Source organism: Rahnella sp. R3(2024) (assembly GCF_042920125.1).
In the GTDB taxonomy this organism is placed as follows: Bacteria; Pseudomonadota; Gammaproteobacteria; order Enterobacterales; family Enterobacteriaceae; genus Rahnella; species Rahnella rivi.
Genome location: NZ_JBHGBU010000001.1, coordinates 1,935,711 through 1,954,023, shown reverse-complemented (window position 1 = coordinate 1,954,023; position 18,313 = coordinate 1,935,711). Strand labels below are relative to the sequence as shown.

At 54.1% G+C, this 18,313-nt stretch carries 11 protein-coding genes and 1 pseudogene; 7 read left to right on the top strand and 5 right to left on the bottom strand.

All coding sequences use genetic code 11. The features are described from left to right. Nucleotides 1-43 precede the first annotated feature (43 nt). From ABSH60_RS08875 to mqo, 4 genes are all read left to right on the top strand, one after another. Complete coding sequence (locus ABSH60_RS08875; protein WP_238485181.1) at nt 44-493, top strand: sigma-70 family RNA polymerase sigma factor; 450 nt, start codon at nt 44-46, stop codon at nt 491-493. Next, a complete protein-coding gene (locus tag ABSH60_RS08870; protein WP_122097226.1) occupies nt 490-1,266 on the top strand; it encodes an anti-sigma factor in 777 nt (258 codons plus the stop codon). Before ABSH60_RS08875 ends, ABSH60_RS08870 begins: the two co-directional genes overlap by 4 nt. Nucleotides 1,267-1,580: 314 nt before the next feature. Continuing rightward, entirely contained in the window at nt 1,581-3,230 is a 1,650-nt protein-coding gene (locus tag ABSH60_RS08865; RefSeq protein ID WP_122097227.1) for a malate:quinone oxidoreductase, read from the top strand. 395 nt (nt 3,231-3,625) lie between these two features. Next, the gene (gene mqo / locus ABSH60_RS08860; protein ID WP_390973607.1) at nt 3,626-5,278 is read left to right on the top strand and encodes a malate dehydrogenase (quinone); all 1,653 of its coding nucleotides are present in this window, start codon (nt 3,626-3,628) and stop codon (nt 5,276-5,278) included. Between the two features lie 65 nt (nt 5,279-5,343). On the opposite strand, the gene ABSH60_RS08855 is transcribed toward mqo, so the two are convergent. From ABSH60_RS08855 to ebgR, 4 genes are all read right to left on the bottom strand, one after another. After that, nucleotides 5,344-6,843: an amino acid permease gene (locus ABSH60_RS08855; protein ID WP_390973605.1), complete on the bottom strand. Its 1,500-nt coding sequence runs from the start codon at nt 6,841-6,843 to the stop codon at nt 5,344-5,346. A gap of 51 nt (nt 6,844-6,894) precedes the next feature. Beyond that, a complete protein-coding gene (locus ABSH60_RS08850; protein WP_217204241.1) occupies nt 6,895-7,347 on the bottom strand; it encodes a beta-galactosidase subunit beta in 453 nt (150 codons plus the stop codon). After that, nucleotides 7,347-10,403, bottom strand: coding sequence for a beta-galactosidase subunit alpha (gene ebgA, locus ABSH60_RS08845; protein ID WP_390973603.1), 3,057 nt, complete (start codon nt 10,401-10,403; stop codon nt 7,347-7,349). Before ebgA ends, ABSH60_RS08850 begins: the two co-directional genes overlap by 1 nt. Nucleotides 10,404-10,619: 216 nt before the next feature. Then, the gene (gene ebgR, locus ABSH60_RS08840; protein ID WP_183849817.1) at nt 10,620-11,600 is read right to left on the bottom strand and encodes a transcriptional regulator EbgR; all 981 of its coding nucleotides are present in this window, start codon (nt 11,598-11,600) and stop codon (nt 10,620-10,622) included. Between the two features lie 273 nt (nt 11,601-11,873). On the opposite strand from ebgR, the gene ygjJ reads away from it, so the two are divergent. Beyond that, nucleotides 11,874-12,902, top strand: coding sequence for a protein YgjJ (gene ygjJ / locus ABSH60_RS08835; protein ID WP_235533440.1), 1,029 nt, complete (start codon nt 11,874-11,876; stop codon nt 12,900-12,902). Continuing rightward, nucleotides 12,902-15,283 carry an alpha-glucosidase gene (ygjK, locus tag ABSH60_RS08830; protein ID WP_390973601.1) on the top strand — a complete coding sequence of 794 codons (2,382 nt, stop codon included), beginning with the start codon at nt 12,902-12,904 and terminating at the stop codon, nt 15,281-15,283. Before ygjJ ends, ygjK begins: the two co-directional genes overlap by 1 nt. A gap of 524 nt (nt 15,284-15,807) precedes the next feature. On the opposite strand, the gene cytX is transcribed toward ygjK, so the two are convergent. Then, nucleotides 15,808-17,061: a putative hydroxymethylpyrimidine transporter CytX gene (cytX, locus tag ABSH60_RS08825; protein WP_390973599.1), complete on the bottom strand. Its 1,254-nt coding sequence runs from the start codon at nt 17,059-17,061 to the stop codon at nt 15,808-15,810. Nucleotides 17,062-17,261: 200 nt separating this feature from the next. Here cytX and ABSH60_RS08820 point away from each other — a divergent pair. Beyond that, nucleotides 17,262-18,310, top strand: a pseudogene (locus ABSH60_RS08820) (virulence RhuM family protein). Nucleotides 18,311-18,313 lie beyond the last annotated feature (3 nt).

Here is an 18,313-nt window from a genome sequence, read left to right as displayed (position 1 = left end):
TCACGAACTGAGCCAGTGTCTGGCCCGCCTCTGGCGCTATGCGATGGTGTTATCGCATAAGCGCGATGTGGCCGACGATCTGGTGCAGTCCACCTGCGTGCGTGCGCTGGAACGCAGCGCGCACGTGGTGGACAGCGCCGGAGTCGATCGCTGGCTGTTTTCGATTCTGCATTCCATATGGGTCAATGAACTCAGGGCGCAGCACGTGCGTCAGGGGCAGGGATTTGTCGATGCCAGTGAGCTGGATACGCCGGCCGATGCGTTTTCGTTCGAAGATAAGCACTGGCACACGCAGGTGATGCAGCGGGTGAAACGCCTGCCGGAAGCCCAGCGGAACGCGGTTTTTCTGGTGTATGTCGAAGGTTTTACCTATCAGGAGGCGGCGATGACGCTGTCCGTACCTGTCGGCACCATTATGAGCCGTCTGGCATCCGCCCGGCTGACGCTGGCACAACATGCCGGTAAGTCGTCACGACAGGGAGAGAAAAAATGAACGGTGAAACCTTATCTTCGCCATTTTCCGATGAAGTGTTAGTCGCGTATCTCGATAACCGTCTGAGTGAAAAACAGCGCGCGCAGTTTGATCAGCAACTGGCGCGTGATGACGTGCTCGGCGAGCGTCTGGCGCAGATGGCGCGCAGTAATTTGCCTTTCCACGATGCCTTTGGCCTGATGTTGCAGGACGCGCCGGTCGGCAGGCTTCAGGCCGCGCTGGATGCCATCCCCGATGCGCCGGTTTCCCGCCCCGGCGGCGTCAGTCGTCGTGCCCTGATCGCCGCGTCAGTGAGTTTTCTGGCGGTCGGCCTGCTTGCCGGGCGCTATTCCACCACCTTGCCCGCCGAAAGCACCTGGCGCGATCGCGTGGCCGATTACATGTCTTTGTATTCCGCGCAGACGCTGGCGGACGTCAGTGATTCCGTGGAGCAGCAGCAAATCCAGCTCTCACGGGTGCAGAAAACGCTGGGCATTGCGTTAAGCCCGGCGGGGCTGGTGGTGCAGGGCGCGGAGCTTAAAAATGCCCGCCTGTTGCATTACGATGAATATGATATCGCGCAAATCACCTATCTGGATGCGCGTTCCGGCCCGATGGCGTTGTGTATCACGCGCAGCGAACACCCTGGCAATACGGCGCCGCAGAGCGAAGTGCGGCAAAAGATGAACGTCATTTACTGGCGTGATTCGGGCTATAACTTCATGCTGATCGGCCACAGCCCGGCAGCCATTCTGGCGCAGCACGCCGCCACGTTGCAGGCACGCATCGCATGAGTTACGTGCTGATAGTTTCGTCACGGAACTAACTTATGTAATTATTTAAAGTATTAAACTATTTTTAATGCACGTAACGGCAATGTTAAAATGTTTACGAAATCTCGATAATATGAGTAATCGGTAACATTTGTGTGGTTGAATTGTCGTTCTGCACCGCAGTTTTCGTTACTCCCCATTATTGTCCTTTCATACTCTGTGGAAATAATCGCTTGTTTCCCACCGCATCGGGTTGTTGATTTCGTTTATCCAGGGGAAATCTGGATAGCTTTCACCTGCAAAACTAAAACTAAACATTCAGAGAAACAGACGTCATGAGAAAGTTACTTGCCATGATCCTCTGCCTTAACGTGGTTGCCTTCAGTCAGTCAGCGTTCGCAGAAGATGAAAAGCCCGTGGATGTGTTACTGATCGGCGGCGGCATTATGAGCGCGACGCTGGGGACATACCTTCAGGAATTAGAGCCAGACTGGTCCATCGACATGGTCGAGCGCCTGGACGGCGTGGCACTGGAAAGCTCCAACGGCTGGAACAACGCCGGTACCGGTCACTCTGCGCTGGCAGAAATGAACTACACGCCGGAAAAAACCGACGGCAGTATCGATATCTCCAAAGCGGTCGAAATCAACGAATCCTTCCAGATTTCCCGTCAGTTCTGGACCTATCAGGTTGAGAACGGCGTACTGCACAACCCGCGCTCTTTCATTAACAGCACGCCGCACATGAGTTTTGTGTGGGGTGATGACAACATCAATTTCCTGCGTAAACGTTTTGCGGCGCTGCAACAAAGCACGCTGTTCCGTGGCATGGAATATTCAGAAGACCCGGCGCAAATCAAACAGTGGATCCCGCTGGTGATGGAAGGGCGTGACCCGGCGCAAAAAGTCGCTGCGACCCGTATTCCGATCGGTACCGACGTGAACTTCGGCGAAATTACCCGCCAGCTGGTGGCCTCGTTGCAGAAGAAACCTAACTTCTCCCTGAGCCTCGGCCATGAAGTGCGTGACATCAAACGTAACCCGGATAACACCTGGGACGTCACCGTGGCTGACCTGAAAAACGACGGCAAAGAAAGCGTCATCAAAGCCAAATTCGTGTTTATCGGCGCAGGCGGCGCGTCCCTGACGTTACTGCAAAAATCCGGTATTCCTGAAGCGGATAACTACGGCGGCTTCCCGGTCGGCGGCGAATTCCTGGTGACTGAAAACCCGGACGTGGTGAAACGTCATCTGGCAAAAGTGTACGGTAAAGCGTCTGTCGGCTCGCCGCCGATGTCCGTTCCGCACCTCGACACCCGTATCCTGGATGGCAAACAGGTTCTGCTGTTCGGGCCGTTCGCTACTTTCTCCAGCAAATTCCTGAAAAACGGTTCCCTGTGGGATTTGTTCGGCAGCGTGAATTTCTCCAACATCATGCCGATGACCCACGTGGGCATCGACAACTTCGATCTGGTGAAATATCTGGTCAGCCAGGTGATGCTGTCCGACGACGACCGTTTCGATGCATTGCGTGAATACTTCCCGGATGCGAAGAAAGAAGACTGGCGTTTGTGGGAAGCCGGTCAGCGTGTGCAGATCATCAAAAAAGATGAGAAAGAAGGCGGCGTTCTGCGCCTTGGCACCGAAGTGGTCAGCTCGAAAGATGGCAGCATTACCGCGCTGCTGGGCGCTTCTCCGGGCGCATCTACCGCCGCACCGATCATGCTGCATCTGATGGAAAAAGTGTTCAAAGACAAAGTCGCGACGCCAGAATGGCAGGCCAAACTGAAGGAAATCATCCCTTCTTACGGCACCGAACTGAACGGCAACGTGGCGGCAACCGAGAAAGAACTGGGCGACACCAGCCGCGTTCTGATGCTCGACAACCCGCAGCCGAAAGCGGCAGAACCGGCTCCGGCGGCTGACAACTCTTCTGCTCCGAAAAAGGGTGAAGAGCAGAAGCAGGTGGCTGACGTCGCGCTCTGATCTGATTTGTTAACAAAACCATCGTAAAGGCGCGGGCAACCGCGCCTTTTTAACATTTGCTCTCCGCCCGCTGTCCCTCCCCAACCCGATTTAGCACGAATTGCGCGTTCTTTGTACGCTAAAAATCCGCGCTAAACAGGGGCTGAAATCTCCGAAAAACCAGACAGGCTGCGGCCTGCATGATGATCTGTCTGGCGCATCTCCTCTTTTTTTGAAAGGTTAAATCCTTTTTTAAATTATGTAGTGATAATGTTATATTCGTTGCTGTCATTTGAAAAAATGAAGTTTCAGTAACGATCCCGCGTGTTTTTTTGCTAATTTCTTGTTCGAAGCCATAACAATATTCTTAAACGAATCGCCAAAAACAGAACTGAACATTTAGAGAAACAGACGTCATGAGAAAGATACTTGGTATGCTTCTCAACCGTGACTCACTGGGTGCCAGCGAGCCTGCGGCCGCAGAAGACGAAAAATCCGTTGATGTATTGCTGGTCGGCGGCGGAATTATGAGTGCCACCCTGGGGACCTACCTTCAGGAGCTGGAGCCAGACTGGTCGATCCATATGATCGAACGTATGGACGGCGTGGCGCAGGAAAGCTCAAACGGCTGGAACAACGCCGGTACCGGCCATTCCGCGCTGGCAGAAATGAATTACACCCCGGTGAAGCAGGACGGATCTGTCGATATCACCAAAGCGGTGGCGATCAACGAAGCGTTTCAGGTTTCCCGCCAGTTCATGGCATATCAGGTGCAGAAAGGCGTGCTGAATAATCCGCGCTCCTTCATCAACAGCGTGCCGCACATGAGCTTTGTCTGGGGCGATGAAAACATCGATTTTCTGCGCAAACGTTTTACCGCGTTGCAGGAAAGTACGTTGTTCCGTGGGATGGAATATTCAGAAGACCCGGAACAAATCAAACAGTGGATCCCGGCCGTCATGGAAGGCCGTGATCCGGCGCAAAAAGTGGCAGCCACCCGCACCACCGCAGGCACCGACGTCAACTTCGGCGAGGTAACCCGCCAGCTGGTCGAGGCGTTACAGAAAAAATCCAATTTCACGCTGGCGAACGGTCAGGAAGTGCGCGATATCCAGCGTAATCCGGACAGAAGCTGGCGCGTCACCATCACCGATCTCAGCCACAGCCACAAACACCACGTCGTGAATGCGAAATTTGTGTTCATCGGTGCGGGCGGGGCGTCGCTGACGTTGCTGCAAAAATCCGGTATTCCGGAAGCGCGTGACTACGGTGGTTTCCCGGTGGGCGGCGAGTTCCTGGTAACAGAGAATCAGGACGTGGTGAAACGTCATCTGGCGAAGGTTTACGGCAAAGCCGCCGTCGGCGCACCGCCGATGTCCGTGCCGCATCTGGATACCCGCATCATCGATGGCAAACAAGTTCTGTTGTTCGGGCCGTTCGCCACTTTCTCCAGTAAATTCCTGAAAAACGGTTCCCTGTGGGATCTGTTTGGCAGCGTGAACAGCTCCAACCTGCTGCCGATGACTCACGTCGGTATGGGTAACTTCGATCTGGTGAAATATCTGGTCGGGCAGGTGATGCTCAGCGATAACGATCGTCATGCGGCATTGAAGGAGTTCTTCCCGCAAGCCGAGCAGAAAGACTGGAAACGCTGGGTCGCCGGGCAGCGTGTGCAGGTCATCAAAAAAGATGGCAAGCATGGCGGGGTTCTGCGTCTGGGTACCGAAGTGGTCAGCGCACAAGATGGCAGCATCGCCGCGTTGCTGGGCGCATCGCCGGGAGCATCAACGGCGGCTCCGATCATGATGAAGTTGCTGGAAACGGTCTTCAAAGAGAAAGCGGCCAGCCCGGAGTGGCAGGCTAAATTCCGCGAAATCATTCCGTCTTATGGCACCAAACTGAACGGAAACGTAGAAGCCACCGAGAAAGAGCTGCTCGATACCAGCCGTATTTTGCAACTCGATATCCCGTCGATGAAAACGACGCCGGTCGCCGACGTGGTGCAACTGCGCCCGCTTGACGCCCATGCGCAGGAAGAAACCAATCTGCCCGCAGATATCGCGCTGTAAGGTCGGGTTCGGAAAAAAACAAAACCGCCTTCTCAGGCGGTTTTTTTATGTCTATGTTTTTCCCGTTACGCCCCTGACAGCGATTTGGTAACCGTCGCTTCTTTCAGACGGGCGGTTTCATTTTGCGATTCCAGCACAATTCTCGCCAGCGGCGTATCCTCGTGGTAACGGGTGTTCTCATCCAGCCCTTTGGAATATTTATTGTATTTCCACCAGGCATAGCCGAGGAATAACACCAGTCCGCCGACGTTATAAAACACAATGGTAATAATGCTGGCACCGGTCGGGAAGGTCGAGGCGATAAAGCCGACGGTGAAAATCACAATCAGCGTACTGACGATGGCGATCCCCTGCATTCTGGAACCCATTTTAAAATCGCGTTTAACGCAGTCGTATTTCAGCCGCAGATTCAGATAGGCCAGCATAATAAACAGCGGTGGCAGCATCGATGCCGCGGCGGTCATGTTGATCAGCGTGTTCATTAATTCCTGTACGCTGTTGGAGCCGAGCGTTGGAATGAGCATCAGCGGAATGACGATAAGAAACTGGATCCACGCCGCGCGCGTCGGGACACCGTGTTTATTCAGACGAATCGTTTTCTCGCCAAAAATCCCCTTAGGAATTTCAGTAAAGAATATTTTGACCGGCGCGGCCGTCCACATCAGCAATGAGCCAAACATCGCGGTGAAAGAAACCACGCCGACGAAGCGGTTCATCATCACCGCCGGTAAACCAAAGTGCGCCGATAACCCTTCAAATACCTGCACGGTGCCGCCGGTGAAATGCAGCGCGGACTGTGCCACAAACACGTTAATTAACAAGGAGGCGATGGAATACAGTACGCCGATCACCAGCCCGGAAATAATGATGACTTTCACGAATGCGCGGCTGCCGCCTTTGACGTCATTCACGTACACCGCGACCGATTCCGCGCCGCCGGCGGCCTGAAATATCCACGCAATAATGCCTAAAAATGCCCAGTTTAAATGCGGCGTCATGGCCTCGACGTTAATCGGATTGGCCGGTTCTGCGCCGCCGATCAGCGCCGCGCCTGCCAGCACAATATAAGAGAACGTCAGCAGCAACATTAATGTCGAGGTCACCGACGTCATCGGCCCGAGTAATTTCGCGCCGCTGTTGGAAATCAGCGTGGAAAAGGCAAACAGGCAGATGCTGATAATAGCCGTGGTGACTGGCGTGAAAATATAGTCATGGCCTAAAAAGGCGTACGAGGCGTAGGCAATCACGCGCGGCAGCAGCGCGGTGAAGAAAAATAAATTCACGAACCAGTAGGTATAGGCGGTCATAAATGCCCAGCGTCCGCCGAGCGCGCTTTTTACCCAGGCGTAAACTCCGGCTTCCGAGTTTTTATTCAGCGAAACAAACTCGGCGATGATCAGACAAAACGGGATGAAATAGAGGATTGTCGCCACCAGAAAAACGGGCGCAGACGCGATGCCCAACTGAATATTGTTATTAATGACATTGTTGAAGCTAAAAACGGCGGCAAATGTCATGGATAACAATCCAAATTTGCCGATTGTGTTTCTGCTCGATCCGGCCATAGAAACTCTCCAACTGCGATGTTTATAGGGTAAGGGTTTTATTGTTTTTTATTATTTATTAACGAAATAACTCTCTTCGATAGTCACCTGTAAGATGATTTTTCTGACGTCTTTTTCCGGCCTGAACCGGCAGGCTTCATGATTTTCAAAAATGATCACGCTGCCTTTATTCACTTTGACTGTTTCACCCTGGCCGCTAAAAAATTCACGGTCAGTCTCATCGTCATAAGGCGCCACGCCGTGCAGGGCAGATTTCGCGGCAAACTCGATTTCTTCTGCCCCTTCGAGGTAATAATGCACATCGAAATAACGGCGGTGACCTTCGAATTCCGTCCGTTGTTTTTCGCTGCCGCTGGTTAGCCGGTAAACCAGCGAATCGCCGACAGAATGGAAAACGCCGGGACGAATATTTTCCAGGTTATTGATGGCTTCCCTGCAGCGCTGCCATTTCTTTCCGCTGCGATACAGCCGCTCAAATTCATGTAAAGAGTCGAGAATAATCATCAGTTTTCCTCCCCGGTATGAAAGGTGAATTCCGCAAGATGCTGGCTGTCGGTGTCCTGCTGACGGAACGGCACCAGCGTGAAGCCGTAGCGGAATGCAGAAAAATAGACGCGATAAGAATCGAGCACTTCCGACCCCCATGAGTTAGAACCCAGCCCCATGATTTTGTGATCGAGATTGAGCGTCAGGCAGCTGTCCGGCGTCAGTTCGTCGATGTGTTGCGCCTGTTGCAGTTGCTGCGAACTGTACGGCCACAGGCTGAAATTGATCGGCTGGTGCGGTTGAATGAAAATCCCGCGACCGGCGTTATCACGCAGGCTGAGCCAGCGGACGTCCTGCCGGTTGCCGTTGTCCTGCGGCATCGGGTAGTTTTCAAATAAATGGCTCACCGGTTGCTGATAATGGCCGATCAGGTTGGCCTGACGGCTGTCCTGATAATTTTCGCCCGGCCCGCGGCCGTAATATTCCACCTGCGTGAAGCGGCGGCTGATGCCAACATCGAGGCCGATTTTCGGGATGACGTGGCTGAAATTGCCGTAAGGCGTGCCGGATAAATCGAGGCTCACCGCGCCCTGAGGCGAAATCCGCCAGCGATAAGTACAGCGCATACCGAAATCGAAAACAGGCGGCGCAATGATGCTTTGCACTTCAATCACCAGGTCATCCTGCATAGGCTCCCAGCGCAGCGACCGTAAATGCTGCTGCATGATGTGCAGATGATTGGGTTGCCACAGGCCTTCGAATTCCGGTTTGTGATTGTCGATGACCGGCTTGAAGAAGTTGATTTTCGGCGCACGGCCCAGGATTTCTTCGCCGTCCACCTGCCAGCTTTTCAGTTCGCCATCGAGGCGGGAAAACGCCAGCCGGAAGTTTTCGCCGCTGACGATCAGCTGATGTTTTTGCGCGTCGCAAAGCAGCGGGGTGACGCGTGTGGCAACCGGCGAAGCAGGCAAAGGCTGCGCCGCCTGCAACAGCATCTGATACTGGCCGAGCGGATGTTTTGCCGCACTGTAGGCGGTCGGGCTGTTTTTGCAGATGCTGACGTTGAGGAAAATTTCCTGCCCGCTGGCGGTGAATGGCGGCAGGGAAATCTCCTCCGTTTCGCCGGGTTGCAGATGCGGCAGGGTGATTTCGCGGGCTTCTTCACAGCGACCGGCCATCTGCACGGTCAGCGACAGCGTGATGTCTTCCAGTGAGCTGAACCAGTAACGGTTTTTAACATGCAGTGCGCCGCCGCTCAGGCTGACGCCGACCGGGCACAGCACCTGTTTATATTCATGCAGGCCGGGGCCGGGGGTTTGATCGGGATAAATCAGCCCGTCCATGCAGAAGTTGTAGTTGTTCGGATAATCGCCGTGATCGCCGCCGTAGGTGTAGCGCATCCGGCCATTTTCGCCGGTTTCCAGCAGGCCGTGATCGCACCATTCCCAGATGTAATGCCCCTGCAGGCTGGCGTGGCGGTTGAGCACTGCCTGATATTCGGCTAATCCGCCGGGGCCGTTGCCCATCGCATGAGCGTATTCGCAGATGATGCGCGGTTTGGCGTGCGGGTACTCACCAAACGCATTCATCATAGAAACACGGGAATACATGGTGCTGATGACGTCGGTTACTTCGGCGTCGCGGTCTTCTTCATAGTGAACTAAACGTGTCGGATCGAGTGCTTTGCAGCGTGCGGCCATCGCGCGGATATTGCAGCCATAACCGGATTCGTTGCCGAGTGACCACATGATGATCGACGGATGATTTTTTTGCGCCATCACATGGCGCTCGATGCGCTCCACATAGGCGTGTTCCCAGCGCGGATCGTCGGTGATGCGGCTCAGATCGCCGACGTTGGCAAAACCGTGGCTTTCCAGATCGGTTTCGGCCATGACGAATAACCCGTAGAGGTCGCACAACTCGTAAAAACGCGGGTCGTTCGGATAATGGGCAGTGCGCACCGAATTAATGTTGTGCTGTTTCATCAGGATGATATCGCGCTCCACCCGCGCCATATCCACCGCGCGCCCTTTGCGGTGATCGTGGTCGTGGCGGTTGACGCCGTGCAGCTTGAGGTAGCGCCCGTTGACGTAAAACAGCCCGTCGCGCACGCCGATATCACGAAAACCTACGCGCTGCGGCACCACGGAAACCACCTTGCCCGCATCGTCATACAGTGTCAGCAGCAACTGATAGAGTTCAGGATGTTCGGCGTTCCACTGACGTGGCTGGCTGACCGGTATGTCCAGACGGCAGCGGGTTTCATCGCCGATATGCAGGTTATCTGCTGACAATTGCGCCACACAGACGCCATTGTCGGATAACTGCGCATGCAGGCGATAACCGCTGACCGCCTCGCGCAAATTACACAGAACGGCATCAATGCTCAGCACGGCATCGCAGTAGTTTTCATCGAACGCGGTAACCACGGTGAAATCATTGAGATGGACAGGATTTTGGCCGGTGAGATACACATCGCGGAAAATCCCCGCCATCCACCACATGTCCTGATCTTCGATATACGTGGAGTCCGCCCACTGCAGGACGCGCACCGACAGCAAGTTTTCGCCCTGAACCGTAAACGCGCTGATATCAAATTCCGCGCACAGGCGGCTGCCTTTGCTGAAGCCGGCGTAATGGCCGTTCACGTAGATTTCGAAGTAGGTTTCGACGCCGTCGAATTTGATGATGATCTGTTTGCCTGCCCACGCGGCATCGAGGCTAAACGTCCGCTGGTATGCGCCGGTCGGGTTACTGGCGGGCACGAAAGGAATGTCGATCGGGAACGGGAAACCTTCGTCGGTGTATTGCAGCTGGCCGTGGCCTTCCATCTGCCACATTCCGGGCACGGCGATATCGCCCCAGCCCGTCACCGGCTGGTTGTAAAATGCGTCCGGCACTAACGCCGGGTGATCAAAATAGGCAAACTGCCAGCGACCGCTGAGCAGCTGAAAACAGTGGCTGGCAGCGCGGTCAAAGCGCAGCGCCTGTTGCGCATTCTCATAGCTGAAAAAACTGGCCCTCGGTGGTAAACGGTGTTCTGACTGCTTGTCGATGTTTTCCCAATTATTCACGTGATCTCTCCTGAGACGTGTATCTATGGGAAACAAGATAGTAAATATTTAGTAAAAATAACTAAAAAAATTTACCGATTGTCAGAGGGATCACACTAATTAAAAAAAGCGGTGAGGGATCAGGCAGTTAATTTTTAACGATCGTCGGCGATCCCTTTGACGCCTGCCCGATCGGAAAAAGCAGGGCGTCAGAAGGTGTGAAACGCCAGGGCGGGATCAGCGGCGGGTGGTATCGCGCAACTGCAATGAGCTGGGGACAAATACGGAAAGCGGCACGTTGCGGTCATCACGCAGGCGCTCGGTCAGCAGGTTAACCGCCTGCGCGCCCATGGTTTCGGAATGAATGCGCACCGTTGATAAAGAAGGGAAAACAAAGCGTGCGGTCGGGATGTCGTTGACGCTGATCAGCGCGATCTGCTCCGGGATTTTCACGCCGTGCTCCAGCAGCGCACGGGTCACGCCCAGCGCAATGGTATCGGTGGCAATCAGCAGCGCCGGAGGGTACGGCCTGTTGTCCAGCAGCATTTTTTTGGCGCACTGGTAGCCGGACTGGCTGGTGAAATCGCCGTAATAAATATCCTCTGCCTGCACCACATTTTTCAGCCGGCCATATTCCACAAAAGCCTGCTCGCGCTGATCGGCAAATTCAGGTTCATCGCGCCCGCCGATAAACCCGATCCTCGAATAGCCTTGCCCGATGAAGAAATCGATCACCTTCTGGCTGATCTTAAACAGATCGACATTCACACAGTCGGACTGCGGATCGTCCATCACGCCATCAATAAACACGACCGGGAGGGATTGCTGACTGAGTTGCTGATGAAGCGCGGCCTGCGGCTGCCCGATAACCAGAAAGCCCTCGGCAGACGGCAGGGCTTTATCGCCGGTAAAGTCGTAGCCGGAAACCAGCGTAATGCCGAGTTTTTCGCATTGTGTTTCAATGCCATAGCGCATGGAAAGATAATAAGGGTCATCAATTTCCAACCCCTGGCGGTAAGTGAACAGCGCGGCAAACGTCATGCGGTGGGTGGCGTTGCGCCTGGCCGACGAGAGTTTGTATTCCAGGCGTTCTGCCGCTTCCAGAATTTTCTGCCGGGTCTGCGCTTTTACGCTCAGGCTCGGATCGTCATTCAGCACGCGTGAAACCGTCGCAACGGATACGTTCGCGGCCTCAGCGATTTCCTTTAATGTTGCCATCAGCGTCTCAGTCCAGGGTTATCAGTAAATCAGGCGGTTAGCTTAATGGCTACGCAGACGCATGTATACACGCCGCATGCGCGCAGGGCTGCAAAAATGCAGTGTGACCCGGTTAACGCTTTACCGATATTTAAGTATATTTTAGTAAAATATTTACTAGTATGCGTTTTAATTTCCGGCTCACTTTCAGCCCACTCACCCTGAGCGATGCGCATACCGATGAAGAAAATACCACTCAATAAAATACTCGTATTTTTATTATTCGCCTCACCAATGAATTTATGGGCGCAGGAATCTGTGGTTCCCGCCGAACATAATATGTTAACCCCACCGGAAATAACGCCAGAAAACGCAGAGGCAACCGCTTACCGTTTTTATGGCGAAATGGGCGGCGGTGGCAGCGTGTATTTAAAAGGTCAGGACCAGCATAAATACAGCGATGGCACCTATATCGAAGGCGGTCTGGAAATACAACGGGGCCACTGGTTCGGGCTTATTTATGGCGAAGGCTGGACAGTGCAGGCCGATCATCAGGGAAATGCCTGGGTGCCCGATCACAGCTGGGGCGGATTTGAAGGCGGCCTGAACCGTTTTTATGGCGGCTACCGCACCGATAACGGCACCGAGATGATCCTCAGCATGCGCAATGACTCCTCGCTGGATGACCTGCAATGGTGGGGCGATTTCACGCCGGAATACGGTTACGTCATTCCCAATACCCGCGATTTAACGCAGGCGGCGAAAATCCAGAACCTCACCGGCAAGTTCCGCTACAGCGTGACCGCCGCGCCGGAAAGCCGCGTTGATGAGAGTAAGGCGCTGCTGCATTTTGGCAAATATGACCGTTATTCAGATAAATACACGTACCGGGCGATGGTTAACGGTTACACGCAATACGATCTGACCGACGGGCTGACGCTGCTCAACGGCCTCGAACTCACCGACGGCACCGGGCAACTGGTACTTGCGGGTTTACAGGGCAAAAACCTCGCCGGACGTGTCTGGCATCACACCGGCAAAGGCGATGGCAATCAGCCCGGCAGTGAATCGGGCATGATGGTCAGCGCGATGGTCGAAGCGGTGTCCGGCCTGTATTTCTCGACTGCCTACAGCTACGCCGAACACCGTCTCGATAACGCGGCGGATACCACCACCTCCTACGCGCAGGCCGGTATCTGGTACGAATATTATGGTGGCCGGTTCGCGACTGCATTAGACAGTAAATTTTATATGAGCAACGACAATACTGGCGCCAGTAATTCGATATTTCTGATGCAATATTTCTATTGGGGTAAATCATAATGAAAAATATCAGCAGCGTTAAAATCCTTGCCTTATTTATTTCGTCTGTCTTATTTGTTTCCGGCAATGCGGCCGCTGAAACGGCAAAGCCATTACAGGCTGAGTCTTATAAAAACGTCATTAACCGCACCGGCGCGCCGCATTATATGCTCGATTATGATTTCGATGAGCATCAGCGTTTTAATCCTTTATTTGATGACGGCGCGTGGCACGGACATTTATTACCGGCCGGGCCAGAAGGCATGGGCGGATTTCCCGGCCCGGCGCTGCTGACCGAAGAATACATCAACTTTATGGCGGATAACTTTGACCGGCTGACGATCTTCAAAAACGGTCAGAAAGTGGCGCTCAGCATGGAGGCATACAGCATTCCCGGCGCGCTGATCCAGACGCTGACCGCGCCCGGCATTCGCGTCGACATGACGCTGCGTTTTGTCACCGCCCGCACCTCGTTGCTGGAAACCAAAATCACCACCGATTCCCCGCTGGAACTGGTCTGGGACGGCGCATTACTGGAAAACCTGCGCGCTCAGGAGGGGAAACCGCCATCGGATAAAACCATCGAACAGGCATATCCGGGCTATACCCGTAAGATCCTGCCAACGGCTGACGGCCTGCGCGTGACCTTCGGGAAAGTGCGCGAGGCCTCCAGCCTGATGACGTCGGGCGAGTCGGAATACCAGATCCACAAATCCCTGCCGATGCAGACGACGGTGGCAGGGCATCAGTTTACCGCGAAAGCCAACATCGCCGGTTCCACCACGATTTACACCACCTATTCGCATCTGCTGACCGCCGGTGAGGTACAGAAAGAGCAGCCTGAGATCGCCGGTATTCTGGCGCATCCGCAACGTTTTCTGGCAGCCTCACAACAGCGCTGGGAAGGATATCTGAGCCGCGGGCTGACCAATCCGCACGCCACACCGGCGCAGGAACGTGTGGCGGTCAAAGCCATCGAAACCCTTAACGGTAACTGGCGCGGCGCGGCGGGCGTAATGAGATTTGATTCCGTGACGCCATCTGTCACCGGCCGCTGGTTCTCCGGCAATCAGACCTGGCCGTGGGACACCTGGAAACAGGCTTACGCGATGGCGCATTTCAATCCTGACGTGGCGAAAAACAATATCCGCGCCGTGTTTGCGTTTCAGATCCCACCCGGCGATACGGTTCGCCCGTGGGATGCCGGTTTTGTACCCGATCTCATCGCCTATAACACAAGTCCTGAGCGCGGTGGCGACGGCACCAACTGGAATGAGCGCAATACCAAGCCGAGCCTGGCGGCGTGGTCGGTGATGGAAGTCTACAAAACGACGGGTGATAAACAGTGGCTGGAAGAGATGTACCCGAAACTGGTCGCCTATCATGACTGGTGGCTGCGCAACCGCGATCACAACCATAACGGCGTGCCGGAATACGGCGCCACACGGGATAAAGCGCACAATACCGCCGACGGCAGCATGCTGTTTACCGTTCGCGAAGGGAAGAAAGAACAGACCGAATCCGGGTTGAAAAACTATGACCGCGTGGTGAAATCCGGTCAGTACGACAGCATAGAAATTCCGGCGCAGGTGGCGGCTTCATGGGAATCGGGGAGGGACGATGCGGCGGCCTTTGGTTTTATCGACGCCGATCAGCTGGCGAAATACATCAAAAATGGCGGTAAAAAACAAGACTGGCAGGTTAAATTCGCCGAAAACCGTTCTGATGACGGAACGCTGCTGGGATATTCACTGCTACAGGAATCGGTCGATGAAGCCAGTTATATGTACAGCGACAACAAGTACATGGCCGACATCGCCGGCATTTTAGGCAAGAAAACCGAAGCCGCAGATTTTAGTGCGAAAGCCATCAAACTGGCCGGATACATCAATACCTGCATGTTCGACAGCCGCAGCGGCTTTTTCTATGACATCCGCATTGAAGAGAAACCGCTGGCTAACGGCTGCGCCGGCAAACCGATAGTCGAACGCGGCAAAGGCCCGGAAGGCTGGTCGCCGTTGTTTAACGGCGCAGCAACGCAGGCGCATGCTGACGCCGTGGTCAAAGTGATGAAAGATGGGCGCGAATTCAACACCTATGTGCCGCTCGGCACCGCCGCACTGACCAATCCGGCGTTCGGTGCGGACATTTACTGGCGCGGCCGCGTGTGGGTCGATCAGCTCTATTTCGGCCTGAAAGGCATGGAACAGTACGGCTACCGCAACGATGCTATCGCCATGGCGCAGGCCTTCTTCGACCACGCCGACGGCCTGGTGACCGACGGCCCGATCCGCGAAAACTACAACCCGCTCACCGGCCAGCAGCAAGGCGCACCCAACTTCTCATGGAGCGCGGCGCACCTTTATATGCTGTACAACGATTTTTTCGGGCAGGGGAAATGAGGCTGTAAGAGCTGAATTTCAGGCACAAAAAAACCGCTTCAAAGAGCGGTTTTTTTGTTGGGTGATTCAGTTAGCGCTAAATCAGCCTCTTTAAAACAAGCGGGAACAAGCAACCCCAACGGAAAGAACTGTACATGATTCACCCAAACTGAACAAGTTGGGAGACTATAAAATTGTCTTACTTTTTTTATGGTCTTAGTGCTAGTCTGCGCGCGGGGCTAGTTTCGCCTGTTTAGCGGCAGGTCACCGGGCTTAGGAAATAGCACTTTCAGTACCGCGGGGACGAGCAACCTCAACTTTGCCTGTCCTTCTCCTGTAAGTCCCGGTGCTTATTGGTGAAACGCGGTTGTAAAAGGCCGCAACAATGAAAAAGTGTATTTATGCACTGATCGTTGTGCTGGGTTCTTTGATGACGACTGAGAATGGTGGATGGAACGTTAACGTTTCTGATATCAAGATTAACGTCAACATGGGATCTGGTTTGTAGTAATTAAGGAACCGCCCTGAGGGGCGGTTTTCTTAGTTCAGACTTTACGCCCCAATCCCCAGCACATCAGCCCCGCTACCAGCAGCGACGGAATAGTTGCGCCGACATCAGGCAGCAGATTCGCCATCAGATGATAGACCGCGATCCCCGTAAACCAGGCCGCGACCGAGCGCAGATTCAGATTCTCGTTGGTCTGGCGACGCAGCACAAAATGATGGGTCAAGACCACGCCGAACAGCGGTGCAAAGACCGAACCAATCAGCAGCAGGAAGTTTTCGTATTGCGTCAGCGGCACCGACCAGGCGATCAGCGTACACAGCAGGCCGATGCCCAGCGTCAGTTTCCCGACGCTCACCGGCACCGATGTGCCCGCCGATACCGCCGCCGAGTGAATATCCGCAAAGGCGTTTTCGTGTTCATCCACCAGAATCAGCAGCAGCGGAATACCGAGCGCCACGCCTGAGAGCGCCAGCAGCAGCGCATTGGCATCGGCTGAGGTGCTGACAAACGCCAGCGTATACGCGACGCCAAGTGACATCATCCAGACGCTGCCGAGGAAATATCCGCAGGCGGTTCCCCAGAAATTTTGCCGCGCAGACTTGCCAAAACGGGTGTAATCCGACACCAGCGGCAGCCATGAAAATGCCATCGACACCACGATGTCGCAGGCCAGCGCGAACGGCATCGAACCGTTCCCGGCGTTATGCCACAGCATTGATAAATCCGCGTGCAGGAACAGATAACCGGTCAGCCACGCACAGCTCGCCAACAGTAACCAGATCCCCCAGCGGCGCAGCACCACGCGGATAAATGCCAGCGGACCGCTGGCCGCCAGCAAGGTGGCGACGATGCCGAAAATAAACGTCCACAGGGTTGGATTCGCCCAAAAGCTGCCGTCGCCCCAGGCCCGTTTTGCCAGCAGGCTGGCCGCATCGCGCATCACCACAATTTCAAACGCGCCCCAGCCGATCAGCTGGATCAGATTGAACAGCACCGGCAGCGCCACACCGCGTTTGCCGAGGCTCAGTTTCAGCGATGCCATCGAAGACATGCCGGTTTGCCCGCCGATCACCCCGACCAGCGCCAGCAGCGCAACACCGACGGCAGAACCCAGCACAATCGCCGCCAGCGATCCTGCCAGCCCGAGCCCCGGTGCCAGAATCGCCCCGGCCTGCAATACCATCAGGCCCATGCCGAGCGAGAACCACAGCGAGAATAAATCAGACCAGCCCAGCACCCGTGATTTTTCCGGCACAGGCGCCTGAGGAGAGTAAATACTATTATCTTTCATGAGGTTAATTTCGTGGCTAAAGCGAATGCCAGTTATAGCATAGTGTGATGAGATTCTGATGAAGGGCGGGGGAGAAGCGCACTTTTCGGTTTCCATATCGGGTTAGATTAACCGCTATTTTTGCATTCAGGGGAAACAGGTAGAATGAGGCTATTGTCTGCAGGTTAAACGCCTCATGGCGTCTGAAGGAGTATGTCAGGATGGATGAACACATTACGCCTCTGGCGCCGGAGGGAGAGTTTGTTCTTTTTGAGGCTAAGGACGGGCGTGTACGCATAGAATGTCGCTTCGCGTCGGAGACTTTGTGGTTATCGCAGGCTCTGATTTCTGAAATTTACCAAAAAGATGTTCGGACAATTAACGAACATCTGATGAATATTTATCAGGAAGGCGAACTTGAGCGAAACGCAACTATCCGGAAATTCCGGATAGTTCGTCAGGAAGGAACCCGGGAGGTTTCCCGGCAGATTGATTATTACAATCTTGATGCCATTCTTGCTGTCGGATACCGCGTTCGCTCAACCCGGGGTACGCAATTCCGCCAGTGGGCAACACAAACTTTGCAGGAATATGTCATCAAAGGGTTTGTGATGGATGACCAGCGGCTGAAAAATCCACCTGTTGGCCCGTCTGTTGTGCCGGATTATTTCGATGAGATGCATGAACGCATCCGGGATATTCGTGCCAGCGAACGCCGTGTTTATTTACGGATCAAAGATATCTTTGCAATGGCGGCGGATTATCAAGCCTCAGATAAACATACCGCGCGCTTTTGCCAGGCGATTCAGAATAAGCTGCATTATGCCTGTATTATGCCTGCACGGGCATGACGGCAGCAGAAATCATCGCCCAGCGTGCCGCCGCCAGCCTGCCGGATATGGGGCTGACCAGTTTCAAATATGATCATGTGCGTAAGACAGATACGACGATTGCTAAAAATTACTTACGTGAATCAGAAATCGATCAACTCAATCGCATTATCTCAATGTGGCTGGATTACGCTGAGGATCAAACTAAACGCCGTCAGCAGATTTTCTTAAAAAACTGGGAGGAGAAACTGGAGCAATTCCTTCAATTTAATGAATTTGACGTTTTGCAGGACAGCGGCAAAATCAGCAAAAAAGAAGCGGATGAAATAGCCTGCCAGCGATATGAGCAGTTCGCTGAACAGCGTCGCAGGCTGAAAGAGGCCGAAGGCGAAAAAAGTAATATTGAGGCGCTTTACAGCCTCGCGCAGAAAAAGCGTTAACCG

Coding starts and splice junctions, on each gene's coding strand:
- ABSH60_RS08865 (WP_122097227.1), top strand. CDS start 1,581: ATGAGAAAGTTACTTGCCATGATCCTCTGCCTTAACGTGGTTGCCTTC.
- ABSH60_RS08850 (WP_217204241.1), bottom strand. CDS start 7,347: ATGATTATTCTCGACTCTTTACATGAATTTGAGCGGCTGTATCGCAGC.
- ygjK (WP_390973601.1), top strand. CDS start 12,902: ATGAAAAATATCAGCAGCGTTAAAATCCTTGCCTTATTTATTTCGTCT.
- ABSH60_RS08870 (WP_122097226.1), top strand. CDS start 490: ATGAACGGTGAAACCTTATCTTCGCCATTTTCCGATGAAGTGTTAGTC.
- ABSH60_RS08875 (WP_238485181.1), top strand. CDS start 44: ATGGTGTTATCGCATAAGCGCGATGTGGCCGACGATCTGGTGCAGTCC.
- cytX (WP_390973599.1), bottom strand. CDS start 17,061: ATGAAAGATAATAGTATTTACTCTCCTCAGGCGCCTGTGCCGGAAAAA.
- ygjJ (WP_235533440.1), top strand. CDS start 11,874: ATGAATTTATGGGCGCAGGAATCTGTGGTTCCCGCCGAACATAATATG.
- mqo (WP_390973607.1), top strand. CDS start 3,626: ATGAGAAAGATACTTGGTATGCTTCTCAACCGTGACTCACTGGGTGCC.
- ABSH60_RS08855 (WP_390973605.1), bottom strand. CDS start 6,843: ATGGCCGGATCGAGCAGAAACACAATCGGCAAATTTGGATTGTTATCC.
- ebgR (WP_183849817.1), bottom strand. CDS start 11,600: ATGGCAACATTAAAGGAAATCGCTGAGGCCGCGAACGTATCCGTTGCG.